This is a genomic window from Rhizorhabdus sp. GW822-FHT03C02, from assembly GCF_058801765.1.
In genome coordinates this window covers 103,653-129,894 of the sequence record NZ_JBXANN010000014.1, presented here as the reverse complement: position 1 = coordinate 129,894, position 26,242 = coordinate 103,653, and the positions used below count along the sequence as shown (strand labels likewise).

The 26,242-nt window shown below is 69.2% G+C and carries 24 protein-coding genes; 16 read left to right on the top strand and 8 right to left on the bottom strand.

The features are described 5' to 3' along the window. Positions 1 to 22: 22 nt before the first annotated feature. Positions 23 to 229: a hypothetical protein gene (locus AC1RM6_RS26260; protein WP_493106818.1), complete on the bottom strand. Its 207-nt coding sequence runs from the start codon at positions 227 to 229 to the stop codon at positions 23 to 25. Here AC1RM6_RS26260 and AC1RM6_RS26255 point away from each other — a divergent pair. The 7 genes from AC1RM6_RS26255 to AC1RM6_RS26225 all read left to right on the top strand — a co-directional run bounded on the left by AC1RM6_RS26255 (position 219) and on the right by AC1RM6_RS26225 (position 7,917). Next, positions 219 to 2,552 carry a membrane-bound PQQ-dependent dehydrogenase, glucose/quinate/shikimate family gene (locus tag AC1RM6_RS26255; protein ID WP_493106816.1) on the top strand — a complete coding sequence of 778 codons (2,334 nt, stop codon included), beginning with the start codon at positions 219 to 221 and terminating at the stop codon, positions 2,550 to 2,552. The two genes, AC1RM6_RS26260 and AC1RM6_RS26255, sit on opposite strands and share 11 nt — an antisense overlap. After that, positions 2,549 to 3,025, top strand: a complete 477-nt coding sequence (locus AC1RM6_RS26250) for a nuclear transport factor 2 family protein (protein WP_493106814.1) — start codon at positions 2,549 to 2,551, stop codon at positions 3,023 to 3,025. Before AC1RM6_RS26255 ends, AC1RM6_RS26250 begins: the two co-directional genes overlap by 4 nt. A gap of 196 nt (positions 3,026 to 3,221) precedes the next feature. Continuing rightward, complete coding sequence (locus AC1RM6_RS26245; RefSeq protein ID WP_493106812.1) at positions 3,222 to 3,863, top strand: ATP-binding cassette domain-containing protein; 642 nt, start codon at positions 3,222 to 3,224, stop codon at positions 3,861 to 3,863. Then, entirely contained in the window at positions 3,860 to 5,248 is a 1,389-nt protein-coding gene (locus tag AC1RM6_RS26240) for a hypothetical protein (RefSeq protein WP_493106810.1), read from the top strand. The genes AC1RM6_RS26245 and AC1RM6_RS26240 overlap by 4 nt, the downstream gene beginning before the upstream one ends. A gap of 10 nt (positions 5,249 to 5,258) precedes the next feature. Beyond that, the gene (locus AC1RM6_RS26235) at positions 5,259 to 6,035 is read left to right on the top strand and encodes a hypothetical protein (RefSeq protein WP_493106808.1); all 777 of its coding nucleotides are present in this window, start codon (positions 5,259 to 5,261) and stop codon (positions 6,033 to 6,035) included. A 68-nt stretch (positions 6,036 to 6,103) separates the two neighbouring features. Next, positions 6,104 to 7,405, top strand: coding sequence for an amidohydrolase (locus tag AC1RM6_RS26230; RefSeq protein WP_493106807.1), 1,302 nt, complete (start codon positions 6,104 to 6,106; stop codon positions 7,403 to 7,405). 83 nt (positions 7,406 to 7,488) lie between these two features. Beyond that, a complete protein-coding gene (locus tag AC1RM6_RS26225; protein WP_493106805.1) occupies positions 7,489 to 7,917 on the top strand; it encodes a hypothetical protein in 429 nt (142 codons plus the stop codon). Positions 7,918 to 7,935: 18 nt separating this feature from the next. On the opposite strand, the gene AC1RM6_RS26220 is transcribed toward AC1RM6_RS26225, so the two are convergent. Beyond that, a complete protein-coding gene (locus tag AC1RM6_RS26220; protein ID WP_493106803.1) occupies positions 7,936 to 8,748 on the bottom strand; it encodes an AraC family transcriptional regulator in 813 nt (270 codons plus the stop codon). A gap of 86 nt (positions 8,749 to 8,834) precedes the next feature. On the opposite strand from AC1RM6_RS26220, the gene AC1RM6_RS26215 reads away from it, so the two are divergent. The 4 genes from AC1RM6_RS26215 to AC1RM6_RS26200 all read left to right on the top strand — a co-directional run bounded on the left by AC1RM6_RS26215 (position 8,835) and on the right by AC1RM6_RS26200 (position 12,462). Further along, positions 8,835 to 9,611, top strand: a complete 777-nt coding sequence (locus tag AC1RM6_RS26215; RefSeq protein ID WP_493106801.1) for a class I SAM-dependent methyltransferase — start codon at positions 8,835 to 8,837, stop codon at positions 9,609 to 9,611. A gap of 113 nt (positions 9,612 to 9,724) precedes the next feature. Further along, positions 9,725 to 10,759: an LLM class flavin-dependent oxidoreductase gene (locus tag AC1RM6_RS26210; RefSeq protein WP_493106799.1), complete on the top strand. Its 1,035-nt coding sequence runs from the start codon at positions 9,725 to 9,727 to the stop codon at positions 10,757 to 10,759. A gap of 115 nt (positions 10,760 to 10,874) precedes the next feature. Next, entirely contained in the window at positions 10,875 to 11,750 is an 876-nt protein-coding gene (locus AC1RM6_RS26205; protein WP_493106797.1) for an EF-hand domain-containing protein, read from the top strand. A gap of 55 nt (positions 11,751 to 11,805) precedes the next feature. Further along, entirely contained in the window at positions 11,806 to 12,462 is a 657-nt protein-coding gene (locus tag AC1RM6_RS26200) for a sulfite oxidase-like oxidoreductase (RefSeq protein ID WP_493106795.1), read from the top strand. Positions 12,463 to 12,508: 46 nt separating this feature from the next. On the opposite strand, the gene AC1RM6_RS26195 is transcribed toward AC1RM6_RS26200, so the two are convergent. Beyond that, entirely contained in the window at positions 12,509 to 12,910 is a 402-nt protein-coding gene (locus AC1RM6_RS26195; protein WP_493106793.1) for a MerR family transcriptional regulator, read from the bottom strand. 71 nt (positions 12,911 to 12,981) lie between these two features. Here AC1RM6_RS26195 and AC1RM6_RS26190 point away from each other — a divergent pair, with 71 nt between their 5' ends. The 5 genes from AC1RM6_RS26190 to AC1RM6_RS26170 are packed head-to-tail and all read left to right on the top strand — an operon-like array spanning position 12,982 to position 19,650. After that, entirely contained in the window at positions 12,982 to 13,620 is a 639-nt protein-coding gene (locus tag AC1RM6_RS26190; RefSeq protein WP_493106791.1) for a cation efflux transmembrane domain-containing protein, read from the top strand. Continuing rightward, positions 13,617 to 13,967 carry a hypothetical protein gene (locus tag AC1RM6_RS26185; RefSeq protein WP_493106789.1) on the top strand — a complete coding sequence of 117 codons (351 nt, stop codon included), beginning with the start codon at positions 13,617 to 13,619 and terminating at the stop codon, positions 13,965 to 13,967. The genes AC1RM6_RS26190 and AC1RM6_RS26185 overlap by 4 nt, the downstream gene beginning before the upstream one ends. A gap of 53 nt (positions 13,968 to 14,020) precedes the next feature. Further along, positions 14,021 to 15,283: a TolC family protein gene (locus AC1RM6_RS26180; protein WP_493106787.1), complete on the top strand. Its 1,263-nt coding sequence runs from the start codon at positions 14,021 to 14,023 to the stop codon at positions 15,281 to 15,283. Continuing rightward, a complete protein-coding gene (locus tag AC1RM6_RS26175; protein ID WP_493106785.1) occupies positions 15,280 to 16,425 on the top strand; it encodes an efflux RND transporter periplasmic adaptor subunit in 1,146 nt (381 codons plus the stop codon). Before AC1RM6_RS26180 ends, AC1RM6_RS26175 begins: the two co-directional genes overlap by 4 nt. A gap of 3 nt (positions 16,426 to 16,428) precedes the next feature. After that, entirely contained in the window at positions 16,429 to 19,650 is a 3,222-nt protein-coding gene (locus AC1RM6_RS26170; RefSeq protein ID WP_493106783.1) for an efflux RND transporter permease subunit, read from the top strand. 46 nt (positions 19,651 to 19,696) lie between these two features. Here the strand turns inward: AC1RM6_RS26170 and AC1RM6_RS26165 are convergent, their stop codons facing one another. From AC1RM6_RS26165 to AC1RM6_RS26145, 5 genes are all read right to left on the bottom strand, one after another. Then, complete coding sequence (locus AC1RM6_RS26165; RefSeq protein ID WP_493106781.1) at positions 19,697 to 23,209, bottom strand: PAS domain-containing hybrid sensor histidine kinase/response regulator; 3,513 nt, start codon at positions 23,207 to 23,209, stop codon at positions 19,697 to 19,699. 193 nt (positions 23,210 to 23,402) lie between these two features. Beyond that, entirely contained in the window at positions 23,403 to 24,011 is a 609-nt protein-coding gene (locus tag AC1RM6_RS26160) for a flavodoxin family protein (RefSeq protein WP_493106779.1), read from the bottom strand. 132 nt (positions 24,012 to 24,143) lie between these two features. Beyond that, positions 24,144 to 24,533, bottom strand: a complete 390-nt coding sequence (locus tag AC1RM6_RS26155; protein WP_493106777.1) for a response regulator — start codon at positions 24,531 to 24,533, stop codon at positions 24,144 to 24,146. Beyond that, positions 24,533 to 25,657: a sensor histidine kinase gene (locus tag AC1RM6_RS26150; RefSeq protein WP_493106775.1), complete on the bottom strand. Its 1,125-nt coding sequence runs from the start codon at positions 25,655 to 25,657 to the stop codon at positions 24,533 to 24,535. The genes AC1RM6_RS26155 and AC1RM6_RS26150 overlap by 1 nt, the downstream gene beginning before the upstream one ends. A gap of 216 nt (positions 25,658 to 25,873) precedes the next feature. Beyond that, positions 25,874 to 26,161: a hypothetical protein gene (locus AC1RM6_RS26145; RefSeq protein ID WP_493106773.1), complete on the bottom strand. Its 288-nt coding sequence runs from the start codon at positions 26,159 to 26,161 to the stop codon at positions 25,874 to 25,876. Between the last annotated feature and the right edge of the window lie 81 nt (positions 26,162 to 26,242).

Sequence of the window (26,242 nt, the reverse complement as noted above, 5' to 3'; positions counted from 1 at the left end):
TGGCCCGGCATTAGTTCAAGATTTAAACCGGCTCAATGCCGTTGCCTGCTTCAGGCTCGAGGAAGGTCCGGGCCGAAGGGGGGATGCCGTACCCGCCGGCATGACGGCGGAGGCGCTGCATCCGCTCATCGCGCGACTCCCCGCTGGACAAGCGGCGCTCCGACGCGGTGTAATAGCCGTTAACAGAATCCGCGAAGAACGGGCAGGGGAGAGCGACGATGACGATCATCCGGCGAATGGTGGCGGGCCTGTGCCTGATCGTCGCACTGGTCCTGCTGTGGGGCGGGGCGCGGCTGATCGTGCTGGGCGGATCGGTCTATTATCTCGCCGCCGGCCTCGTGCTCGCGCTGCTCGCGGCGCTGCTGTGGCGGGGCAGCCGCTGGGCGCTGCGCCTCGCGATCGCCGGCTGGCTGGCGACCCTGCTGTGGAGCTTCGCCGAGATCGGGCTCGATCCCTGGGGACTGCAGGCGCGGCTGCTCGCGCCGGGCGTGCTGCTGATCGTCATCCTGCTGGCGGGGCCCGTCGCGCGGCGCACCCGGCTGCTCGTCGGCGGCGGGGCTTCGGTCGCGGCGCTGGCCGCGCTCGCGACGATCTTCATCACGGGCGCCGCGCCCGCGACCCGCGAGGTCGTGCCGCCGGCCGCGGTTGCGGCGAGCGACTGGCCCGCTTATGGCGACGGCCCCGGCAACACCCATTTCGCGTCCGCGCGCCAGATCGATGCCGGCAATGTCGCCGGGCTGAAGGTCGCCTGGACCTATCATATGGGGACCGCCGCGCTCGCGACGCGGCCGGGCGCCAAATATATGTTCGAGGCGACCCCGCTGAAGATCGGCGAGACGCTCTATCTGTGCGGTCCGGACAGCCGGGTGGTCGCGCTCGATGCCGCGACCGGCAAGCCGCGCTGGCGCTTCGATCCGAAGGCCGACAGCCGCGCGGGCGGCTTCGTCTGCCGCGGCCTATCCTATGCCGAGATCGGCAGGCAGGGCGCCTGCGCGCGGCGTATCCTCGCGCCGACGATCGACGGGCGGCTGATGGCGCTCGACGCCGGCAGCGGCCGGCTCTGCGCCGGTTTCGGCCAAGGCGGTTTCGTCTCGCTGCTCGACGGGCTCGGCGCGGTCCGGCCGGGCTTCGCGCAGGCGACCTCGCCCGGGATCGTCATCGGCGATCGGATCGTGCTGGGCCTGCAGGTCGCCGACGCCCAGTCGGTCGACGTTCCCTCGGGGGTGATCCGCGCTTATGATATCGTCACCGGCCGGCTCGCCTGGGCGTGGGACATGGGCCGCCCCGACCGTGCCGGCGCGCCGCCTCCGGGCGAGACCTATACCCGCGGCACCCCCAATGCCTGGGCGCCGCTCGCCGCCGACCCGAAGCTCGGCCTGGTCTATGTCCCGACCGGCAATCCCTCGCCCGACTTTTTCGGCGGCCGGCGGCGGCCGTTCGACGAGACCTATGGCAGCGCGGTGGTCGCGCTCGATGCGCGGACCGGCCGGCCGCGCTGGCATTTCCAGACGGTCCATCATGATCTGTGGGACGAGGATGTGCCGGCACAGCCGGCGCTGATCGACTGGCCGACGAAGCAGGGGCGCGTGCCCGCGCTGGTCCAGGCGACCAAGACCGGCGACATCTATGTCCTCGACCGGCGCAGCGGCCGGCCGCTGGTGCCGGTGGTCGAGCGGCCGGTGGCGCAGGAGGGGGCGGCCCCCGGCGAGCGGCTGTCGCCGACCCAGCCCTTTTCGAGCCTCAGCCTGATGCCGCCGCGCCTGACCGAGGCCGATATGTGGGGGCTGAGCCCGCTCGACCAGCTCGCCTGCCGGATCGCCTTTCGCGGCGCGCGCTATGACGGCCCCTATACGCCGCCGGGCCTGACGCCCTCGATCACCTTTCCCGGGGCGATGGGGGTGATCGAATGGGGCGGGCTCGCGATCGACCCGCAACGGGGCATCGCGATCGCCAATATCAACCGGCAGGCGATCGGTTTCCGGCTGGCGCGGCGAAGCGACGCCCCGCGCCATGCGCGCGCGATGCCCGCGGTGGGCGCGCCGCCCGATCCGGGACTGTCGCCGCTCGAAGCGCTGAGCTGGAGCCCGCAGGAAGGCACGCCCTATGCGGTCCATTATATGCCGTTCTTCAGCCCGCTGTTCATGCCGTGCCAGCGACCGCCCTGGGGCGAGCTGGTCGCGATCCGCCTTGCCGACCGCAAGATCGTCTGGCGCCGGCCGCTCGGCACCGGCCGCGACAGTGGGCCGCTCGGCATGGCCTCCCATCTGCCCCTGCCCGGCGGCACGCCCAGCATGGGCGGCAGCGTCGTCACCGGCGGCGGGCTGGTGTTCATCGGATCGACGATCGACCGCTATCTGCGCGCCTTCGATGTCGCGAACGGGCGCGAGCTGTGGCGCAGCCGGCTGCCCGCCGGCGGCCAGGCGACGCCGATGAGCTATGTCACCACCGCGGGCCGGCAATATGTCGTGATCGCCGCCGGCGGCCACGGCATCATCGGCACCAAGACCGGCGACAGCCTGATCGCCTATGCCCTGCCGAAGGAGCCGAAATGACCGAGATTGAACGCCTCGCCGCGATCGAGGCGCTGCGCCAGCTCAAGGCCCGCTATTTCCGCGCGGTCGACAGTGCGGATTCGGCGCTGATGGCGACCGTGCTCGCCGACGACTGCGTGCTCGACTATCGCGGCTGCTGCACCGATCCGGCGACCGGGATCGATCATCTGCCGGCGATGAACGTCGTCATCCGCCGCAACGGCGGCGAGATCCTGGCGATGGACGCGCTCGCCAGGGCGGGCATCGTCAGCGTCCACCAGGGCCATATGTTCGAGGTCGAGTTCGACGGCGGCGACCGCGCGACCGGCATCTGGTCGATGACCGACCGCCTCTACATGCCCGAGGGCGCGGCTTATGCGCTGATGGTCGGCTATGGCCATTATCATGAAGAATATGTGCGGACCGCGGCCGGCTGGCGGATCGCGGCGATTCGGCTGACGCGGATCCGGGTCGAAGTGGTGGCGCGGGGGTGAGGGAGCTTACCGATGACGTCATCCCGGCCCCCGGATCGAGGCTTCGCCCCGTCCGAGGACAGGCACCGTCCGGGATCTCGGGAGGTTAGCGCGCGCCCTTGCCGCCCGAGATCCCGGCCTCCACCGGGATGACGTTTGTGGCGCGAAGAAGGGTCGCACCCTTGCCACATCCGTATTGCTACAATAACACACCCATATGACCATTCTCCGCCTCGACAGCATCACCAAATCCTATGGCCGCAAGCGCGTGCTCGACGGCGTCACCGCCGATTTTCCGGTCGGGCTGACCCTGCTCGTCGGCCCGAGCGGCGCGGGCAAGTCGACCCTGCTCAGGCTGATCGCGACCGCCGAGAAGCCGCGCAGTGGCCAGATATTCTGGCAGGGGGAGAAACTGCCGGGCGCGCGCAAGGCGCTGAGGCGGTCGCTCGGCTATGCGCCGCAGGCGGTCGATCTGCCCGAGGACCTGACCGCGCGCGGCTTCGCGCTGCACATGGCGGCATTGAAGGGGCTCGATCTCGCCGCCGCCGACGCCCAGTTCGGGGCGATCACCGAAGCGATCGGGCTCCATGCCGATATCGACAACCGCATCGCCACCTTCTCGGGCGGCATGCGCCGGCGGCTGATCTTCGCGCAGGCGCTGCTCGGCGCGCCCGAACTGCTCGCGCTCGACGAGCCGACCGCCGAACTCGACGGCGACACCGCGCGCCGGCTCGGCACGCTGATCCTCGAACGCGCGAAGCGCGCGGCGGTGGTGATGACCACCCATCTCGCCGACGAGCTCGCGCCGCATGCGGTGGCGGTGCTGCGGGTCGAGGGCGGCAAGGTGGTCCGGCAATGACCGCGCTCGCGGTCGCGCGCTCGTCGCTGCTGACCAGCCTGACCCGCTATTCGCGCAGCTGGGGATTGTGGCTGCTGCTGCTCGCCGGTCCGGTCGGCGCGCGCTTCATGATCGCCCGCGACGACGGATCGGGGGTCCAGATCGCGATCGGCAAGCATCTGCCGGTGATGACCTCGGCGACGCTCGGCGTGTCGCTCGGCATCGTCGTGTCGCTGCTGCTGGTGCCGGTCGGCTTCCTCTATCTGCGGTCGAACGTCACCCGCCGCCAGCCCTGGCAGGTCGAGGAGGTGAGCGGCGCTTCGCGGATCGCGATCGTCTATGGCCGCTTCGCCGCCGATGTCGCGATACTGTTCGGGATGCTGGCGACGCTGACCCTGGCCGGCTGGCTGCTCGGCTGGTTCATCGTCAGCGGCCCCTATGACGTCGCACAGATCAGCCTGACCTTGTGGCTGGTCGCCGCGCCGACGCTGATGGGGCTGGCGGCGGTCCGGCTGTTGTTCGACGCGCTGCCGATCGCCCGCCGGGGCCTGGGCGAATTCTTCTATTTCGTCATCTGGATGGCGTCGATCGTCATGCCGTCGGCGGTCAGCGACCAGCCATCGAGTTTCACCGCCAATCTCTACGATGCCGCGGGCTATGTGCGGCCTTTGCTCGGTGCGCATCCCAAGAACGATGATTTCGCGATCGGCGGCATCAACGATCTCCGGCCGGGGCGGGTGCCGCTCGACGTCATGACCAATATCGCCTCGCCCGGCTATGTCGCGTCGCGCTTCGCCTGGGCGGGGATCGCGGTCGCGCTGGTCGGGCTCGCCGGGCTGCTCTACCGCCCGCACCGGGTGCCGCGGCGGATCAAGGGCAGCGGTCGGATCGCGCGCTGGTTGGCCGGCGGCACGCCGCGCCCGGCCGATCCCGCCGCACCGCCCGCGCGCGGCGCGGCGATGCCGTTCGCCGGGCTGATCGCCGCCGAGTATCGGCTGATCGGCGCGGGGCGGATCTTCAAGCTGCTGGCGATCGCCGCCGCGGGAGCCGGGCTGCTCGCCGATTATCGCCATATCGGCAGCCCGGCCGCGGCGCTGCTGCTGATCTTCGGGTTCGCCGCCCATGCCGGGCGCAGCGAGGCGCGCGGGCTGCTCGCGCTCACCCACACCGCGCTGTTCACGCCGATGACGCGCCGGGTGGCCTTCCTGATCGCCGGGCTCGGCTGGTCGCTGCTGCTCGCGATTCCGGCGGCGGTCGCTCATCTGTCGCCGCAGCCGCTGTTGCTCGCGCTGGCGACCGGCGCGGCGGCGAGCCTGATCTCGATCGGCCTCGCGACGATCAGCCGCTCGGCGTTCGCGTCGCGGCTGGTGCTGCTGATCCTGTGGTATGGCTATTTGTCGTCATGACGGCAGGCGGATGAGCAGGCACGACAAGGGCTGGACGCTCGCCGCGATCGGGGTGATCGCGACCTGCCTGTCGGCGTTCGGGCATGAGGCGTTCGGTCATGGCGGCGCCTGCCTTGCGGTCGGTGGCAGCATCTCGCTGCTGACCGCGACCCATTTCGCCTGCGCGGGTGGCGGCATCGCCGTCGACGCCGCCGGGCCGCTGATGAACCTCATCCTCGCGGGCCTCGCTTGCGCGCTGCTGCGGTTCGGCGCGCCGAAGACCGTGACGATGCGCTGGTTCCTGCTGTCGCTCGGCGGGATCAACCTGTGCTGGTTCGCGGGCGAGCTGGTCTCGTCGCCGCTGGTCGGCGGCTATGACGAGGCGGCGATCGCGCGCCAGTTCGACTGGCCGGCGATCTGGCGGCCGATCGCCTTCGCGCTCGGGCTGGCGGTCTATGCCGGCACGATCCGGCTGGTCGCACACAGCTTGATCGATTTCGTTCGCCAGGGTGATCCGCCGGGCGGGCTGCGCCGGCGTTTCGGCATCGTCCATGCCGCCGCGACCCTGTCCTTCACCATCGCCGGCCTGTGCTGGGTGCGCGCGCCGGTCGCCGCCGCGGTCGAATGTTTCATGACGATCGGGGTTGCGGTGGCGCCCTTGTGGATATCGCTGGGGCCGGCGGTGCGGGCGACGGGCCGCGATCACAGTATGTCTGTCGAGCGGTCGGGAATGTGGATCGCAGCGGCTATCGTCAGCTTCGCGGCTTTCGTCATTTTCCAGGCGCGCGGGATCGGTCCGCTCGCCTGAACCGCAATCTGCGCTTGCCGCCGCGCGTCGTTCGCTCGACAAGATGGATCTCAGCTATCGGGGGCTTCATGCGCTATCTTGTGGCGGCTCTGTCCGCATCTCTGGTTCCGGCCGCGGCGCTGGCGGCGCCGCCGACCCCGCTGATCGACATCTACCGGTCGATCCATGCCCATCCCGAACTGTCGCATCATGAGGAGCGGACCTCGGCGCTGCTGGCGACCGAGTTGCGCGCCGCCGGCTATGACGTCACCGATCATGTCGGGGTCTATGCCGATAGCAGCCGCGCCTTCGGGGTCGTCGGCATCCTGCGCAACGGCAAGGGGCCGACCCTGCTGATCCGCGGCGACATGGATGCGCTGCCGATCGTCGAGAAGACCGGGGTGGCCTATGCCAGCCATGTCGTGACGACGAACGATGCCGGCCAGTCGGTCGGGGTGATGCATGCCTGCGGCCATGACATCCACACCACCAACCTGATCGGGGTCGCGCGCGCGCTGGCCGCGGCGCGGGGGCGCTGGCACGGCACGCTGATGCTGGTCGGCCAGCCGTCGGAGGAGACCGTCGACGGCGCCGCGGCGATGCTGGCGGACGGGCTCTACCAGCGCTTCGGTACCCCCGACATGATCATCGGCCTCCACGACAGCAACGGCCTGCCGGCGGGCAAGGTCGGCATCGCCGCCAGCGCGGTCCAGGCGGGTGCGGATTCGGTCGACATCCTCGTCCGCGGCGTCGGCGCGCACGGCGCCGAACCGCAGAACGGCAAGGACCCGGTGGTGATCGCCGCACTGCTGATCGCGCAGCTCCAGACGATCGCCAGCCGCGAGGAGAATGCGCTCGATCCGGCGGTGATCACCGTCGGCAGCATCCACGGCGGCACCAAGCGCAACATCATCCCCGAGGAAGTGAAGCTCCAGCTCACCGTGCGCGCCTTTTCCGAAAAGGCCCGCGGTATCGCCCTCGACGGCATCCGCCGGATGGCCGCGGGCGTCGCCCTGTCCGCCGGACTGCCGCCGGAGAAGGCGCCGGTCGTCACCGTGCTCGCCAATGAATCGGCCCCGCCCTTGATCAACGACAAGCCGCTCGCCGCCCGCGCGCAGGCGATCCTGGCGTCGGCGATCGGCGCCGGCAATGTCGTGGTCGAGGAACCGATCATGCCGAGCGAGGATGTCGGCCGCTTCGCGCTCGATCACCGCATCCCGATCGTCTATTATACGCTCGGCGCGATGAACCCCGACCGCTTCGCCGCGGCGAGCGCGAAGGGCGAGAGCCTGCCCGGCCCGCACAACGACCATTTCCAGCCCGATCCCGAACCGACCCTCGAAACGGGCGTGCGATCGATGACCGCGCTCGCGATCGGGCTTCTCAAATAGGGCGGCCCTGCTGACAATGGGGCGGCCCGTGGGCCGTCGGCGATACCGACCAGAAATCCTCTGCTGCACGATCCGAGGTCCAGATGCCTTCGTTCCCGAGCTACGATCCCTCGACCGATTCAATCCGCCTCAATGGCGGTGCGGACATCATGCTCACCCTTTTGATGAAGGCCAAATTCGGGGAGCGTTTCGATCCGGAGATCCTCTTTCACGCGCGGGTGACCGATCTGATCCGCCAACTCGATCGCGCACTCCCGGACCCACTGCGGCCATCGGGCGGTTGCTTCGTGCGGGATGACCTGCGGCTGATCGCCAAGGGGGTATTCGACGGCAGCTTCCAGAATGGCTGGTGGTCGAAGACCATCGAGGAAAGGACTCGATTTCTTCAGGATGCGGCGGCGCCGTGGGTCCTGTCCGCCGACGATATCGACCATATCTTCGACGACATCGGATCGCTGCTGTTCCGCTCTCGCCAGATCACGTCGCTGGCGGCGTCCGAAGACGACACCTGAGCCCACACCGCCGGACCTTCAGCCCGATGCCGCCCGGCACCGTCGACGATAATCGGCTGGGCTCTCGCCGGTCAGCTGCGCGAAGGCCTTGGCGAAGGCGCTCGGCGAGGCATAACCGACGTCGAGCGCGACGTCGGTCACCCGCCGGCCCTCCGCGAGCAGGGTCATCGCCGACAATATCCGCGCCTGGCCCAGCCATGGCTGCCAGCCCATGCCGGTCTCGCCGAGGAAATGGCGGCGGAAGCTGCGTTCGGACATGCCGGCGACCGCGCAGGCGCGCGCGATCGTCGCGGCGGCCGGGTCGGCGAGCGCATCGTCCATCGCGCGGGCGAGCCCGGCATGGCTGGCGCCGGGCAGGCTCAGCGGCAATTCGCTTTCGAGCCATTCGCCGCACATCAGCGCCAGCGTGGCGAAGAAGCTCGCCGCGAGCGGGTCGGCTTGTGCGCTGCCCTGCGGCCAGCGCATCGCATGGAGGATCATCTCGCGCATCACCGGCGTCGCGACCAGAATGCGCAGCCGGTCGCCCGGATCGGCGATGCTGGCGGGCTCGAAATAGAGCGAGGCGCCTTCATGGTCGGACACGCCGGTGCGGTGCAGCGTCCCCGCAGGGATCCACGCCGCGCGGCCCGCGGGCAGCAGGTAGCGTGCCGACCGCGTCTCGATCAGCGTGACCCCGCCGGTCGCATAGATCAGCTGGTGATAAGGATGGTCGTGCCAGTCGTAGAAGGTGTTGAGCGCCATGTCGCGAAAGGCGAACGCCGGCCCGCTTGGCCGATCGAGCCCATAGTCGTGGAGCGCCGCCACCGTCTGTCGGTCGTCTAGATGTCGCATGGCCGATAATCGCCTGTTTTTGACCGGATGTCGTTAGTCGGCCAAATCGCGGAGAGCTAGAGGGGATCTGCCAACAGGAGCAGAGCATGACGACTCAAAGCACGACCGACCGAACCGACCATGATCGCCGCATCGTCGACCAGTTCACCCGCTGGGCGAAGCCCTTTGCCGATCTGCCGCTCCACGCCGCCGACGATGCGATGGCGATGAGCCTCGCCGCGATCGCGCCTGCGGCCGGCGACGAGATCCTCGACGTCGCCTGCGGCCCCGGCATCGTCGCCTGCGCGATCGCCCCGCATGCCGGCCATGTCACCGGGATCGACCTGACCCCGGCGATGATCGAGCAGGCGCGGGCGCGCCAGGCGGCGGCGGGGCTCGCCAATCTCGCCTGGCAGGTCGGCGACGCCACTGCGTTGCCGTTCACAGATGGCGCCTTCGACCGGGTGGTGACCCGCTACAGCTTCCACCATCTCCCCGATCCGGCGGCGGCCTTGCACGAGATACGGCGGGTCTGCCGACCCGGCGGCCGCATCGTCGTCATCGACGCGACCCCGACCGCCGATAGCCAGGCCGCCTATGACCGGATGGAGACGCTGCGCGATCCCTCGCACGCCAGTGCGCTCACCCTCGACCAGCTGCGTGCGATCGGGCGGGAGACGGGGCTGACCGAGGTCGCGATCGACGGCTACCGGCTCGAGGCGTCGCTCGGCACGCTCGCCGACCCGGCCGACATGGCCGCGCTCGAGGCGATGTTCGACGCCGATATCGCCGGCGGCGAGGACCGGATCGGGGTCGGCGCCTGGCGGGCGGAGGATGGGGTGAGGTTCTTCTTCCCGGTGTCGATTATGGCGTGGGAGCGGTAAAAATCACCGTCGCCCCGGCGGAGGCCGGGGCGACGATTGCTCTAAAAAATCTCCGCTCCCATTAGCATCGCTCGGGATCGTCCCTACATGCTGCACGACAGCAGGAGATCCGCATGACCGCCCTTTCCATCCTCGATCTGGTCCGCGTTACCCAGGAGACCGACGCGCGCGGGGCGCTCGACAATGCGCGCGATCTGGCGGCGCATGCGGAGGGGTGGGGCTATCGGCGTTTCTGGGTGGCCGAGCATCACAACATGCCCGGCATCGCCAGCGCCGCGACCTCGATCGTGCTCGGCCATATCGCCGCGGGGACGAAGCATATCCGGTTGGGGGCGGGCGGGATCATGCTGCCCAACCATGCGCCGCTGATCATCGCCGAACAGTTCGGCACGCTCGCGCGGCTGTTTCCGGGCCGCATCGACCTCGGCCTCGGCCGGGCGCCGGGCACCGACCAGATCACCGTGCGTGCGCTGCGCCGCTCGATGGGCGCCGACAGCTTCCCGCAGGATGTCGTCGAGCTGCAATCCTATTTCCGCGCCGAAGCCGCCTCGGCCCAGGTCCAGGCGGTGCCGGCCGCCGGCACCGACGTGCCGCTGTGGATCCTCGGATCGAGCACCTATGGCGCCCAACTCGCGGCGATGCTGGGCCTGCCTTATGCCTTCGCCTCGCATTTCGCGCCGCAGCAGCTGATGGCGGCGCTGCGCATCTATCGCGAGCGCTTCGAGCCCTCGGCGCAGCTCGCCAGGCCGCACGCGATGGTCGGGGTCAACATCATCGCCGCCGAGACCGATGCCGAGGCGCGGCGGCTCGCCACCACCCAGCAGATGTCGTTCGTCAACCTGTTCCGCGGCGCGCGCGGGCTCAGCGGGCCGCCGATCGACGATATCGACGCCTATTGGTCGCCCGCCGAAAAGATGCAGGCGGGCCAGATGCTCGAGCGCGCGATCTACGGGTCGCCGGCGACGGTGCGCGCGGGCATCGCCGCGCTGGTCGCCGAGACCGGCGCCGACGAGCTGATGATCGTCTCCGACGTCTATGATCATGCGCAGCGGCTGCGCTCCTACGAACTGATCGCCGAGGCGGCGCGCGACATCGGGATCGGCGGCCAGGTGCCGTGCGACCGCGAGCCGGAGCCGGTCGGCGGCTGACATCGCGCCAGCAATCCGGGCGGCGAACATTTCGAGCCTGCAACATGATGGAAATCGCCTGACATGACCGCGCGCTAACCGCCCTTCGATCATCATCGAAAAGGTCCGGGGTCCCATGCGCAGGTCGATCGTCATATTCACGCTGCTGGCGGCGGCCGCGGGCACGTCCCCGGGCTGGGCCGGGCAGGCCGATCCCGACGCCGATGTCCCGCCCGCCGCGGCAAGTCCCGGCGGCCCGGGCGGCGGTCCCGACGGGCATGGCGACGGACCCGGCGGGCATAAGGGTGGCCCCGGCGGACCGGGCGGGCGGCCGATGTTCGGCGGGCTGTTCATCAGCCCGATGGGCGAGCCGTTTCGCGGCGAAGGCGGCGGCGAAGCGCTTGTCACGACCTGGTTCGACGCCGCCGACGCCGATCATGACGGCCGGCTGACCCTGATCGAGTTCCAGCGCGATGCGCTGCGCTTCTTCCGCACGCTCGACACCGACAAGGATGGCGAGATCGCGCCCGACGAGCTCGACCATTATGAGACCGCCATCGTCCCCGAGATCCGGGTCGGCGGCCCTGGTGGCGGCGAAGGCGGCGGGCGGCCCGGTGGCGGCGGCCGGCGGCGCGGCCCGGGTGGTGGCGGTGGCCATGGCGGCGGCGGTCCCGGCGGTGGTGGCGGCGGCCCGGGCGGCGGTGGCGGTGGTCCCGGCGGCGGCGGTTTCGGTGGCGAAGGCGGCGGAGAAGGGGGCGGGGGCGAAGGGGGCGGCGAAAATTCCCGTCCGTCGGGCGGCGCGATGGCGGAGCGGCCGCAAGGCGCCGCGCGCTTCGGCTTCTTCGCCTATCCCGAACCGATCATTGCCGCCGACGCCGACCTCAACCGCGGGGTCAGCGCGAAGGAGTTCGTCACCGCGGCCGGCCAGCGCTTCCTGATGCTCGACGCCAACCATGACGGGGTGCTCTCGCGCGCCGAACTGCCGAAACGCCCGGACCGTCCACGCCGTTGATCGTCATCGCGGCCGGGTCTGGAGCCATCGGCCGCAAGCGTGTAACCTCGGCGCCATGGACGACGAGCCACTGCCCGACCCCAGCAAGCTGACCCGCTCCAAGCGGCGCTGGGCCGACGAAGGCCGCTTCATCACCGGCCATAGCGCGAGGCCCGACAGCGAGCGGCTGCCGCCCGGCCAGCATCTGGTGCGCAATTGGCCCGTGCTCGATCTCGGCAAGCAGCCCGACATCGCCCGCGATCGCTGGCGGCTGGCGATCGGCGGGATGGTCGAACGGCCGGTCGATCTCGACTGGGCGGGGTTCATGGCGCTGCCGCAGGCGAAGAAAAGGTCCGACATCCACTGCGTCACCACCTGGTCGCGTTACGACAATGACTGGGCCGGGGTGGCCACCGCCGCGCTGATCGACCTCGTCCGGCCGAAGGACGAGGCGCGCTTCCTGATGCTGCACGGCTATGACGGCTACACCACCAATGTCCCGATCGAGGATTTCGCCGCCCCCGACGCGCTGATCGCGCATGGCTGGCAGGGGCAGCCGCTCGCCCGCGACCATGGCGGCCCGGCGCGGCTGGTGATCCCGCATCTCTATTTCTGGAAGAGCGCCAAGTGGATCAAGCGGATCGACTTTCTCGGCGCCGACAAGCCCGGCTTCTGGGAGGTCAACGGCTATCATATGCGCGGCGATCCCTGGACCGAGCAGCGTTATTCCTGAACGGCGCGGGCAGGGGCCGTCGGTGGTCCGGCCGATCGCCCGCCCATTATCGTTCAGGCGAGAAAGCCTCCAGGATACGGCACTGCGCGACGGTGCCGCCGGCGCAGCTCGCAATCACCGATGCGAGCCGTTCGCGCAGCGCGACGAGGTCGGCGATCTTGCGGTCGACGGCCGCGAGATGCGCATTGGCGAGCGCGTCGACCCTGGCGCAGTCGCGGTCGCGTTCCGCCGCCATGTCGAGCAACGCCCGCACCTCGTCGAGCGAGAAACCGAGCGCTCGCGTCCGGCGGATGAAGGCGAGGCGGTCGAGATCGTCGGGCCGGTAGGAACGGTAATTGCCGTCGGTGCGCGCCGGCGGCGCGATCAACCCCGCTTTCTCGTAATAGCGCACGGTCTCGACCTTGGTGCCGGCGGCGGCGGCCAGCCTGCCGATCGTCAATGCTTTCATTTTCGGCTTTACCCTGTAGCGACTACGGGGTTCATATAGGCTGTCGCATCGATTCGAGAAAGCCGACGACCATGGCCTGCAAGGCTTGCGCATCCCCCCAGCCCCATGAAGATCCCCGCTGGCGCCGGGCGCTGTGGATCGCGCTCGCCGTCAACGGCGCGATGTTCGCTGCCGAACTGCTCGCGGGGCTGATCGGCGGATCGCGCGCGCTCCAGGCCGATGCACTCGATTTCCTCGGCGACACCGCCAACTATGCGATCAGCCTCGGCGTCGCCGGTATGGCACTCGCATGGCGCGCCCGCGCCGCTTTGTTCAAGGGCGCGACGCTCGGCCTGCTCGGGCTCTATGTGCTGGGCGCGACGCTCTGGGCGATCGGGCACGGCGCCCACCCGCAGGCGGAGATGATGGGGGCGGTGGGGCTCGTCGCGCTGGTCGCCAATGGCGCGGTGGCCGTCATGCTCTACCGCTTCCGCACCGGCGACGCGAATATGCGCTCGGTGTGGATCTGCTCGCGCAACGACGCGATCGGCAATATCGCCGTGCTGCTCGCGGCAGTCGGCGTCTTCGGCACCGGCACCGCCTGGCCCGACCTCATCGTCGCGGCGATCATGGCGGGTCTCGGCCTTTCGGGCGGTCTCCAGATCATGCTCGCCGCGCGACGCGACATGGCGCAGGCTCGATCGGGACCTGCCAAAAGGATCGCGGCATGATAGGCACGCGGCCGATGCGTCGCCTGTTGCCCCTGTTCGCCTGCCTGATGCTGGTCCTGACAAGCTGGTCCGGCGTCGCCCATGCCGTCGAGGCGGTGGGGTGCGGCGAGATGTCGGAGTCGGAGGTTGCATCGCATGTCGACGGCGATGGCGACCAGGTGCCGTCCGACGATCAGAAGGGCTATCCGCACCACCATGCCGCATGCCACGGCCATCATATCGGCACCCCGGTCGCCGACGATCTTCGCCTGACCCGCGCATCGGCCGCTCGCCGGTTCGCGTCCGGCCGGTCGGTGATACTGGCCGGGCATCATGACGGCCCTGCGCTGAGACCGCCGCAGGCCTGACGACCGGACCGGGCGCGCCTCGCGCCTTCCTTTCATCGTCAGGAGCATATTCCATGCAACGCATTGTCGCGGCCGTCCTGGCCGCCGGCGTCTGCGCATCGTCGCTGCAGGCCCAGACCAGTCCGCCCCCGACGGCGGCGCCCGTTCTCACCCTGGCCGAGGCACTGGCGCGGGCCGGTGCCGCATCGCCGGTACAGGAGGCGGCCGCCGCCAATATCCGCGCGGCGGAGGCCCGGCGCCGGGTGGCCGCGCTTCGCCCGAACCCGGCCGTCGAGGTCCAGTCGGAGAATGTCGCGGGGAGCGGCCTCTACAAGGGGCTGCGCGCATCGGAAACGACCGCCGGCCTCGCATGGCCGGTGGAACTGGGTGGCAAGCGCGGCGCCCGGGTCGCGGTCGCCGGCGCCCAGCGCGACCAGGCGGGGCTCGACGCCGAGATCACCCGCGCCGATCTGCGCGTCCGGGTCATCCGGAGCTATACCGAGGCCGCCGCGGCCGATCGGCGGCTGGCGGTCGCGCGAGATCAGGTCCGGATCGCGGACGAGGCGTCTCGGGCGGCGCGCGTCCGGGTCGCCGCCGGACGCGCGTCGCCGTTCGAGGAGCAGCGCGCCGAAGTCGCGCGCATTGCCGCGCAGGGCACCGTCGAACGCGCCGAGCGCACCGCCGCGGTGACCGCCGGCAATCTGGGGCTGCTCGTCGGCGGGCCTGTCGGCGCGCTGGATCTCGGCTGGTTCGACCGCATCGATGCGGTCGGCCCCGAGCGGCCCGTCGATCCTGGCGATACGCTCGCCGCCGCTGTGGCGCGGGCCGACCTCGCGACCGCCAATGCCCAGCTCGACCTGTCGCGCAGCCAGCGTGTCCCCGACATCATATTCAGCGCCGGGGCGCGACGATTGGAGCAGACCAACGACACCGCCGCGGTGGTCGGCGTCTCGATCCCGCTCATGCTCTTCAACGGCGGCCGCGCCGCGCGCGACGTATCGACCGCCCAGCGCGATCAGGCCGAAGCGATCCGCAGGGCGGCGTTGCTCGATACGACGCGCGACATCGCCTCGGCCCGTGCCGAGGTCGCCAATGCCGCGACCACCGCGCGCTATGCCGCGGGACCGGCGCTGGCGGCCGCCACCGAAGCCGCGCGGATCGCCCGCATCGGCTACCGCGAAGGCAAGTTCGGTCAGTTGGATCTGCTCGATGCCGAACGCACGCTCGCCGACACCCGTGCCGCCGCGATCGACGCGCTCTCCACCTATCATGACGCGAGGGCGCGCCTCGAACGGCTCACCACGCCCGCGTCCGCCACCATGGAATCCGCCCAATGAGCATGAACCTCCATCGGGCCGCAGCGCCCGCGATCCTGGCCGTCCTGCTGGCGGGCTGCGGCAAGCCGGCCCCTGCCGGCGACACGCCGGAGGCCGTCGAGGCCGAAGCGAAACCGGGCGATGCTGCGGTCGTCACATTGTCGACCCAGCAGATCGCCGATGCCGGCATCGCCATCACCCGGCCGACCATCGGCGGTGAGGCCGGTGCGATCGAAATCCCCGCGACGATCGAGGGCGATCCGCAGGCGGTGCAGGTCGTATCCGCCCCGATCGGCGGCCGCCTCGTGTCGCTGACGCGCAATCTCGGTCAGTCGGTTCGGCGTGGGGACACGCTCGCGATCATCGAAAGCCGCGAAGCCGCATCGCTTGCCGCCGAAATCGAGGCCGCGCGGGCTCGGGCGGCGCTGGCCCGATCCCATCTGCGCCGGGAGGAGCGATTGTTCGCCGAACGCGTGTCGCCCGAACAGGATCTGATCGCGGCGCGCACGGCGGCGGCCGAAGCCGATATCGCCCTGCGGCTCGCGCGGCAGCAATTGTCGGCGACCGGTAGCGCCGGTGGCGGATTCAACCGGATCGCCATAGGCTCGCCGCTGACCGGGCAGGTGATCGCCCGCTCGGCGACGCTGGGGGCGCAGGTGGCGGCCGATGCGGAACTGTTCCGGGTCGCCGACCTGTCGAGGGTCGGTATCACCATGTCGCTGCTCCCGGCCGATGCGGGGCGGGTGCGTCCCGGTGCCAGGGTGGAGGTGGTCCAGAACGATCGACGGCAGGACGCGCGGGTGACGTTCGTGTCGCCGATCCTCGACGAGACCACCCGGCTCGTTCCGGTGATCGCGACCATCGACAACCGCAGGGGGACATGGCGCATCGGCGAGACCGTCACCGCCTCGATCCTGATCCCGGCGACCGGCGATCGCACCGTCGCAGTGCCATCGGCCGCGGTCCAGATGATCGCCGACAAGCCGTTCGTCTTCGTCCGCACCGCGACTGGATTCCGCGCGGTACCGGTGACGCTGGGACGGACGATCGGCGGCAATGTTGTGGTCGTCGCCGGGCTCGACGGCGGCGAGCGGATCGCCTCCTCGAACAGCTTCACGCTCAAGGCCGAACTCGGCAAGGGCGAAGCGAAGGACGAGGACTGAACCATGATCGGCCGCATCGTCACCTTCGCGGTCGAGAAGCGCTGGCTCGTCCTGCTTCTGACCGCCTCCGCCGCGCTGCTGGGCATCTTCGCGCTCCAGCGCCTGCCCATCGACGCCGTCCCCGACATCACCAACAACCAGGTCCAGATCAATGTCGTGGCGCCCGCTCTGGCGCCCGACCAGATCGAAAAGCAGGTCGCCTTCACCATTGAGACCGCGCTCGCCGGCATCCCGGGCCTCGAACATACGCGCTCGCTCAGCCGCAACGGCTTCGCGCAGGTGACCGCGGTGTTCGACGAGAGCACCGATATCTACTTCGCGCGCGCGCAGGTTGCCGAGCGGCTGCGGACCGCCCGGGAAAGCCTGCCCGACGGCATCGATCCCGAAATGGGGCCGATCGCCACGGGGCTTGGCGACATTTTCATGTGGACCGTCGAATATCGCGAGCTCGACAAGGTCAACCATCGCAACGGCGAACCCGGGCTGCAGAAGGACGGGAGCTATATCACTCCCGAGGGCGATCATCTCGTCGGCGAAGCGGACAAGGCGACCTATCTGCGCACCGTCCAGGACTGGATCGTCACCCCGCAGCTGAAAGGCGCGCCCGGCCTTGCCGGCATCGACTCGCTGGGCGGCTATACCAAGCAATATCTGGTGGTGCCTGATGTCCAGCGGATGGCGGCGATGAAGATCGGCCTCGACGAACTGGCGACCGCGCTCGAGCGCAGCAACACCAGTGCCGGCGCCGGGATCGTCGACCGCAATGGCGAAGGGCTCGCGGTTCGTGTCGACGGCCGCATCCGCAACGCCGACGAACTCGCCGATAGCGTGATCGCGACGCGCGAAAGCGTGCCGATCCTGCTCCGCCAGATCGCCACCGTCCGCACCGGCCAGGCCTTGCGGATGGGGTCGGCCTCGGAAAATGGCCATGAAGTCGTGGTCGGGACGGCGGTCATGCGGATCGGCGAGAATAGCCGCACCGTGTCGACGGGGGTCGGCCGGCGGCTGGTCGAGATCGGCCGGTCGCTCCCGGTCGACGTCGTGGTGAAGCCGGTGCTCGATCGCACCGATCTGGTCGACTCGACGATCGCGACGGTCGCGCGCAACCTTGCCGAGGGCGCGGTGCTGGTGATCGTCATCCTGTTCGTGCTGCTCGGCAATGTCCGGGCCGCGCTGATCGCCGCGCTGGTGATCCCGATCGTGATGCTGCTGACCGGCATCGGCATGCTGCGGGCGGGCGTATCGGCCAATCTGATGAGCCTCGGCGCGCTCGATTTCGGCCTGATCGTCGACGGCGCGGTCATCATCGTCGAAAATGCGTTGCGCCGGCTGGGCGATGCGCAGCATGAGCGGCCCGCGCGGCTTCCGCTGGCCGAGCGGCTCGGCATAGTCGCGGCCTCGGCGCGCGAGATGATCCGGCCGTCGGTCTATGGCCAGGCGATCATCATCCTCGTCTATGCGCCGCTGCTCGGTTTCTCGGGCGTCGAGGGCAAGATGTTCGAGCCGATGGCGCTGACCGTGATCATCGCGCTGGTCGTCGCGTTCGTCCTGTCGCTGACCTTCGTCCCCGCCGCCATCGCGATCGGCCTGAGCGGGCCGATCGCGGAAAAGGAAGGGCGTGTCGTCTCCTGGCTGCGCGGGCGTTACGAGCCGGGCCTCGTCACCGCGATGGGGCGTCCGCGCACCACGATCGGGATCGCGATCGGGGCGCTGGTCCTCGCCGGCGGGGCGTTCGCGACCCTCGGCCAGGAATTCCTGCCGCAGCTCGACGAGGGCAATATCCTCGTCCAGGCGGTGCGTATTCCGGGCACCTCGGTCGACCAGAGCCAGAAGATGCAGTTCCAGGTCGAAAAGATGCTCGCGCGCGAGCCCGAGGTGCGCTTCGCCTTCTCGCGCACCGGCACGTCCGAGATTGCGAGCGATCCGATGCCGGCGAACGCCACCGACACCTTCGTCATCCTCAAGCCGCGGGAGGAATGGCCCGATCCCGGGCTCGCCAAGGCCGAGCTGGTCGAACGGATCGAGACGCATCTCGCGACGCTGCCGGGCAACGCCTATGAGATCACCCAGCCGATCCAGATGCGCTTCAACGAGCTGATCGCGGGTGTGCGCGGCGATATCGCGATCAAGCTGTTCGGCGACGATTTCGGCGAGATGAACGCCGCGGCCCGTCAGATCGCGTCGGCGCTGCGCGCGGTGCCGGGCGCCGCCGACGTGCGGGTCGAACAGACCGAGGGCCTGCCGATGCTCGATATCCGGCCCAACCGGATGGCGATGTCGCGAATCGGGGTGAGCGCCGGCGACGTCCGCGACACGGTCGCGGCGGCGATCGGCGGACGCGAGGCCGGGATGATCTTCGAGGGCGATCGCCGCTTTCCGGTGGTCATCCGCCTGTCCGAGGCTTCGCGCTCGGATCCGGCCCAGGTCGCGCAGATCCCGGTGCCGACATCGGGGGGCACGTTCGTTCCGCTGTCCACCGTCGCCGACATCGCCGTCGTCGACGGTCCCAACCAGATCAGCCGGGAAAATGGCAAAAGGCGGGTCGTCATCCAGGCCAATGTGCGCGACCGCGATGTCGCCGGCGTGGTCGCCGACGCGCGCGCAGCGATCGATGCGAGCGTCAAGCTTCCGCCCGGCACCTATCTGATCTGGGGCGGGCAGTTCGAGAATCTGGCGTCGGCGCGCGATCGCCTGCTGATCGTCGTACCGCTCTGCTTCGCGGTGATCATGATGCTGCTCTACGCGGCGCTGGGGTCGCTGCGCGACGCCGTGCTGGTGTTCACCGGCGTGCCGCTGGCGCTCATCGGCGGCGTGCTCGCGCTCGTCCTGCGCGGCATGCCCTTTTCGGTGTCGGCGGCGGTCGGGTTGATCGCACTGTCGGGCATTGCGGTCCTGAACGGCCTGGTGATGGTGTCGTCGATCCACGATTTGCTGGCGAAGGGCGTCGGGCGTGCGCAGGCGGCACGCGAGGGCGCGCTCGCGCGGCTTCGGCCGGTGGTCATGACGGCGCTGGTCGCGTCGCTCGGCTTCGTGCCGATGGCGCTGGGCCATGGCGCCGGCGCCGAGGTGCAGAAGCCGCTGGCGACGGTGGTGATCGGCGGGCTGGTCTCGGCGACCCTGCTCACCCTGTTCGTGCTGCCGACGCTCTACGCCCGCTTCGGGGGATGGCGGCCGAAAGCGCTGGTCGTCGTCGCCGACGCGGATCTTCGAACCAGAGGAGTGTGATCTCGACACGAACGGAAAAAAGAGTCAGGCATTTCGACCGTTGGCATCAGCCGTCGATGATCTCGCGGATCCGCTGCGCCAGCGTCTCGATTGCGAACGGCTTGGTGATCAGCTCCATGCCGGCGTCGAGCCCGTCGATCGCGGCGTTTTCGGCATAGCCGGTCATGAACAATATCTTGAGTCCGGGGCGTTTGACCCGGGCGGCGTCGGCGAGCTGGCGGCCGTTGAGCCCGGGCAGGCCGACGTCGGTGACCAGCAGGTCGATCGCCATGTCGCGGTCGAGCATCGCCAGCCCCGACGGGCCGTCGACCGCCTCGATCGCCTCATAACCGAGCTCGTCGAGGACATCGACGACCAGCGCACGCACCGCAGCCTCGTCCTCGACCACCAGCACCCGCTCGCGGCCGCTGCTCAGATGCTGGTCGCTCAGGCCCGATCGCGCCGCTTCGGCGGCGTCGGCATCGCCATGGTGGCGCGGCAGGAGAATCTTCACCGTGGTGCCGCGGCCGACCTCGCTCTCGATCCGGGCATGGCCTTCGGACTGGCGCGCGAAACCGTAGATCATCGAGAGGCCGAGGCCAGTGCCCTGGCCGAGCGGCTTGGTGGTGAAGAAGGGATCGAACGCCTTGGCGATCACGTCGGGCGACATGCCGCTGCCGGTGTCGCTGACCGCGATGCAGACATATTGGCCCGGCCGCACCTCGCGGCTCTGGGCGACGTCGTCGGCCTCGAGATCGGCATTGCAGGTCTCGATCGTCAGCGCGCCGCCGTCGGGCATCGCGTCGCGCGCGTTGATCGCGAGGTTGAGGATCGCATTCTCCAGCTGGTGCGGATCGCATTTGGTCGGCCACAGCGCGGCGGCGGTGCGGATCTCCAGCCGGACCGCCTCGCCGATCGTCCGCCGCAGCAGATCGTCCATGCCGCCGAGCAGCTCGTTGGTGTCGACCGCCCTGGGGGCGAGCGGCTGGCGGCGCGAAAAGGCGAGCAGCCGGTGGGTGAGCGCGGCGGCGCGGTTGGCCGACGTCATCGCCGCGGTCGCATAGCGATCGACATCGGCGACGCGACCCTGGCGGGTGCGCCGCTGCATCATCTCGAGCGAGCCGATGATCCCGGTCAGCAGATTGTTGAAGTCATGGGCGATGCCGCCGGTGAGCTGGCCGACCGCCTCCATCTTCTGCGCCTGGCGCAGCGCGTCCTGCGCGGCCTCGAGTTCGGCCGCGGCGGCCTTCTCGGCGCTGATGTCGCGGCCGACCGCATGGATCAGCGCGCTGTCGGGCACCGCGGTCCAGCTCAGCGGGCGATAGCTGCCGTCGCTGGCCTGATAGCGGTTCTCGAAGCGCAGGGTGGTGATCCCCTGCGCGAGCTTCGCCACCTCCGCCTGGGTCGCGGCGATGTCGTCGGGGTGGATCAGGTCGAGGAAGTTGCGACCGACGATCTCGCTGTCCTGCCAGCCGAAGATGCGGGTCCAGGCCGGGTTGACCGACAGCACCCGGCCGGCAAGATCCGACACCAGCATCAGGTCGGTCGACAGCCGCCACATCCGGTCGCGATCGGCGGTGCGTTCGGCGACCGCGGTTTCGAGGGTTTCGAGCGCGCCGCGCTGTTCGTCGATGTCGGTGTTGGTGCCGATCCAGCGCGCGACCCCGACATCGCCGGCGATCGGCACCGCGCGCACCAGATGCCAGCGATAGGCACCGTCGGCGCGGCGGATGCGGAACTCGGTCTCGTACGGGTCGCCGGTCCGCACCGAATGCGCCCAGCGCGCGCCCGCCATCGGCCGATCGTCGGGATGGACGATATCGGCCCATTTGTCGACCGAGAGATCGTCATGGCCCAGGCCGGTATAGTCGTAGACCCGGTCGTTGAACCAGTCGAGATGGCCGCTCCCCGGCGAGGTCCATACCTGGTTGGGCATCGACTGGGCGAAGGTCCGGAACAATGCCTCGCTCGCGCGCAGCGTCTCCTCGGCCTGTTTCCGTTCGGTGATGTCCTGCGCGACCCCGAGCATCTGGACGATGTCGCCATTCTTGCCGCGGACCAGCCGCGCGCTGCGCTGGATCCAGCGTATCTCGCCGTCCGACGGCCGCCGGATGCGATATTGGGACTCGGTCGGTGCGGTGCCGAGCCGCCTTGTGTCCTCGTGCGAGCTGAAATCGTGATCCTCGGCGAGCACCAGCGCCTCGAACTCCTCGGGTCGGCGGGCCAGACCGGGGGCGACGCCGTAGAGCCGGCAGAATTCGGGGGTGACGCGGATCGCGTTGGTCGTGACGTCGACGATGAAGACGCCTATCCCGCCCGCGCTCTGCGCCAGGCTCAGCTGGTCCTGCGACGCCTCGAGCGCGTCGATCGCCTCGCGTTCGATCGTGCGGTCGCGGACGATCTTGACGAAGCCGGTGGCGTTGCCGTGCTCGTCGCGGATCGGCTGCATCTGGCCGCTCGCCCAGAACCGGCTGCCATTCTTGCGCACCCGCCAGCCTTCGTGCGAGCCGAGGCCGCTGACCAGCGCCTCGGCCATTTCCTGGTGCATGCGCCCGCTGGCGCGATCCTCGGGGGTGAAGAACAGGTCGATCGGCTTGCCCGCCATTTCGGGCTCGTCATAGCCGATGATCCGGCGCGCGCCCTCGCTCCAGCTCGTCACCCGGCCCTGCAGGTCGGTGCTGATGATCACCGTGTCGGTGGCGCTGTCGACGATCTGGCGGTGGCGGGCCTGGCTCGCGCGCAGCGCCTCCTCGCCGGCGCGCCGGTCGGTGATGTCGATCCCCTGGACAAGGATGCCGGTGACCGTGCCAGTTGCGTCGGTCATCGGCTGGTAGACGAAATCGAGGAAGCGGTTCTCGACCGGGCCGTCCGGCGCGGCCTGCCGCGCATAGAGCGCGCCGCTCGCCGCATAGGGTTCGCCGGTGCGGTAGACGGTGTCGAGGATCCCGACATAGCCCTGGGCGGCGGCATCCTCCAATATGTCGGCGACCGGCCGGCCGATCGCGTCGCGATCGCCGATCAGCGTGCGATAGGCCGGGTTGATCCGTTCGAAGACATGATCGGGCCCGCGCAGGATCGCCATGAATCCGGGCGCCTGTTCGAACATCTCGGCGAGCCGCTCGCGCTCGGCATCGAGCCGCCGTTCCTGCAGCACCTTGGCGGTCGAATCGCTACATATGTCGAGGAAGCCGACGATCGTGCCGCCATCGTCGCGCAGCGGGCTGTAGGAGAAGGTCCACCAGGTCTCCTCGGCATAGCCGTTGCGGGTCATCGTCAGCGGAACGTCTTCGGACCAGGTCGGCGTGCCCGCCATCGCCTGGTCGATCAGCGGTTCGATGTCGTCCCAGACATCCGCCCAGACCGACGCGATCGGCCTGCCGAGCGCGGTCGGGTGGCGCGCGCCCAGGAACGGCGCATAGGCATCGTTGTAGACCAGGGTCAGCCCGTCGCCCCATCCCATGCACATCGGAAAGCGCGAATCGAGCATCACCGCGATCGTCGTGCGCAGCGATTGCGGCCAGCCCGCCGGCGCGCCGAGCGCGGTCGCCGACCAGTCATGATCGCCGATCAGCCGGCGCATGTCGCCGGTGCCGGTCGGGGGGGGGGAACTGCCGATCGATTGCATCGGGACGGCTGTAGGGGACGAAGGCGATTGCGTCACGTCGTCAACGCGGGGATCGGGCGTTTCATCGTTGGACATAGGCTATCGCTCGGCGGCTGTGATCTCAAGGGCGGGAACAATAAGCAAAGCGAACGCGGAATGGCGGGCCACCTTATCCCGGATAGGGCTTCGCCTTCAGCAGCCCCGCCAGATGCGCGGCGTTCGACGCGACCATCTTCGCGGTCTTGGCGACCATTTCGGGGGTCGTCTTCAGATCCTTGAAATCGGTCGATCCCATCGCCTCGCCGACCCAATAGCAGGCGGCGACCGCGGGGATGGTGAAGCCGACATCGTTGAGCGCCTGGAACAGCTGTGCCGAAATGAAATGGGCGCCGTCCTCATTGCCGACGATCGCGGCGATCGCGACCTTGGCATAGCTCGGCATCCGGCCCTGGTCGTCGGTCTCGTCGAGAAACGCATCCATCCGCTCGAGCACCCGCTTGGCGACGCTTGACGCCTGGCCCATCCAGATCGGCGTACCGAAGATCAGGATGTCGGCGTCGAGGATGTGCGCGCGCAGCGCCGGCCATTCGTCGCCATCGCCCTCGTCGGACAGCACGCCGGGCAGGACATTGTGATCGGCGATCCGGATCGTCCCGGCGACCTCGACCCCCTTCGACTTCAATTCGGCGGCGAGCAGGCCGATCATCTTGTCGGTGGAACTGGTTTCTCCCGTTCCACGCTTCAGCGTGCAGTTAATCGGCTGGGCCTTGATCGGCATTGTGGGTTCTCCTCTTCCGCGAACAGCAGGACGCGACAACGCGCATCGCGTTCCACCGCGACATGAACGCCGATGTCGTGACATTGCGAGACTGGAATTGGATGGCCGCCAAACGGGCGGCGTCCCGGTTCGTCAGCCGTTCAGTTCGTCGATCCGCGCGGTCAGCACACTGGTCCGATAGGGCTTGGGCAGGAAGATCGCCGTCGGCGGCAGATCGTCGACATGCATATGGCCCGAGGTCAGGATCACCGCGACTTGCGGCCACCGCGCCTCGACCACCGCCGCGAGGTCGAGGCCGTCCATCGATCCCGGCATCTTGATGTCGCTGAACATCACCGCGATGTCGCCATGGGTTTCGAGGCACTGCAGCGCTTCGTCGGCGTCGCCGGCTTCGAGCACATGATAGCCGGCGTCCTCGATCGCATCGACCGCCATCTGTCGCACGAAGATCTCGTCATCGACCACCAGGATGGTCGGCCTGCGGTCGGCTTCTGCCGCGATTCCGTTGATATCACTGCCCATCAGCTTTCCTTCATCCGCGAAAGCCGTGCCTTGAAACGTGCCGACAACCCCGATGGATCGAAACGTTCCTCGACATCGCGCGATCCGGCAATGCCCATGCCGATCAGCTTCGATCCGAAGCCACGCCGTTCGGGCGTCGCCACCGCTGGGCCGCCGCGCTCGACCCAGTGCATCACGAAATGCTCTTCCTCGCCGTGGCCTTCGACGCGCCAGTCGATCGCGACAACGCCCGCCCGATCCGACAGCGCGCCATATTTGATCGCGTTGGTGGTCAGTTCATGGACGAGCATCGCCATCGACAGCGCCGCGCGCGGGCCGATCAGCAGGTCAGGGCCGGCGATTTCGCACTGGTGCAGGCACCCCTGCACCGCGATGCCGCCCGCGACGATCGCGCGTATGTCCGCGCTGGCCCAGCTTCCCTGCAGCAATATGTCGTGCGCGGTGCTCAGCGCCATCAGCCGGTCGTCGAAGGCTTCCACCGCGACGCGGTCGTCGATGTCGCGCAGCGTCTGGTTGGCGATGCCCTGCACCATCGCCAGCGTGTTCTTGAGACGGTGGCTCAGCTCTTCGTTGAGCAATTGCTGGTCCGCTTCGGCCTTGACCTTCTTGGCGATCGCCTGACGCAGCTCGAACTGAGCGATCACCTGGCGAGCGAGCGCGGCGAGCACCGATTGCTGCGCTTCGGTCAACCCCTCGGGCCGGGGCACGACGTCGATCACGCACAACATGCCGATGACCTCGCCGCCGGGAGCGATCAGCGGCGCACCGGCGTAGAAACGCAGCGCGGCCTCGCCGGTCACCAGCGTGTTCTCGATGGTTCGGGGATCGATCGTCAGGTCGGGGATGATCAGCAGTTCGGCACTGCCCAGTCCGAGCGCGCAGACCGATTGATTGATCGGCGTCTCGCTTGCTGCGAGGCCGACCCTCGCCTTGAACCACTGGCGGTTTGTCTCGACCAGGCTGACGAGCGCGATCGGGGCGGCGCAGACATGGGCCGCGATATGGACGATATCGTCGAAACCCTGTTCTGGCGCCGTGTCGAGAATCGCATAGCCGAGCAGGGCAGCAAGCCGGCAGTCGCCGTGGCCAGGGTCTGCGCTATCGATTGCGGAAATATCGTCCACCACGTTCGTCTACCATCTCACCCGGCCAGCCTACATCGCCGACCATCGACACGATTGCGGTTGAGCAGGCGCACGCCGATGCGTCAAGCGAGCAACGCCGAGGGGATCACCCGTTGGACGAAAAGCCCTATTTCCGCGCTTTTTATGTGCTGGACTGCACAAAAGTACCCGCCGCGGGCGCGAACCCGCGGCGCGATCGTCAATGTCGGTGCGACGTCACTTGGTGCCGCCGAAGCCGCCGGCGAGATTGCCCGCCGATCCGAAATCGGCCTGGCCGCCCTGCGCGCCCATGCCGCCCTGGTGGCTGGCGGCATTATTGTCGACGGCATTGCCCAGCGCGCGGCGGCGCTGCAACTCGGCGGCCTGTTCGGGGGTCAGCGGCGCGTCGCCGGTGCCCTGGTTGATCCCGCCATCGGCAGAAAAGCTTCCATCGGGCTGGCCGAACGCGCCTGGCGCATGGCCATGATCGCTCGTCGAAGGTTCCTTGGGGACATCGCGTTCCATAATATCTCTCCTGTCCACCCGATATGGGATCGCGGATTCAACGAACCTCCTGGCAGCTCGTTCCTGCGCAGGCGGGGGAAG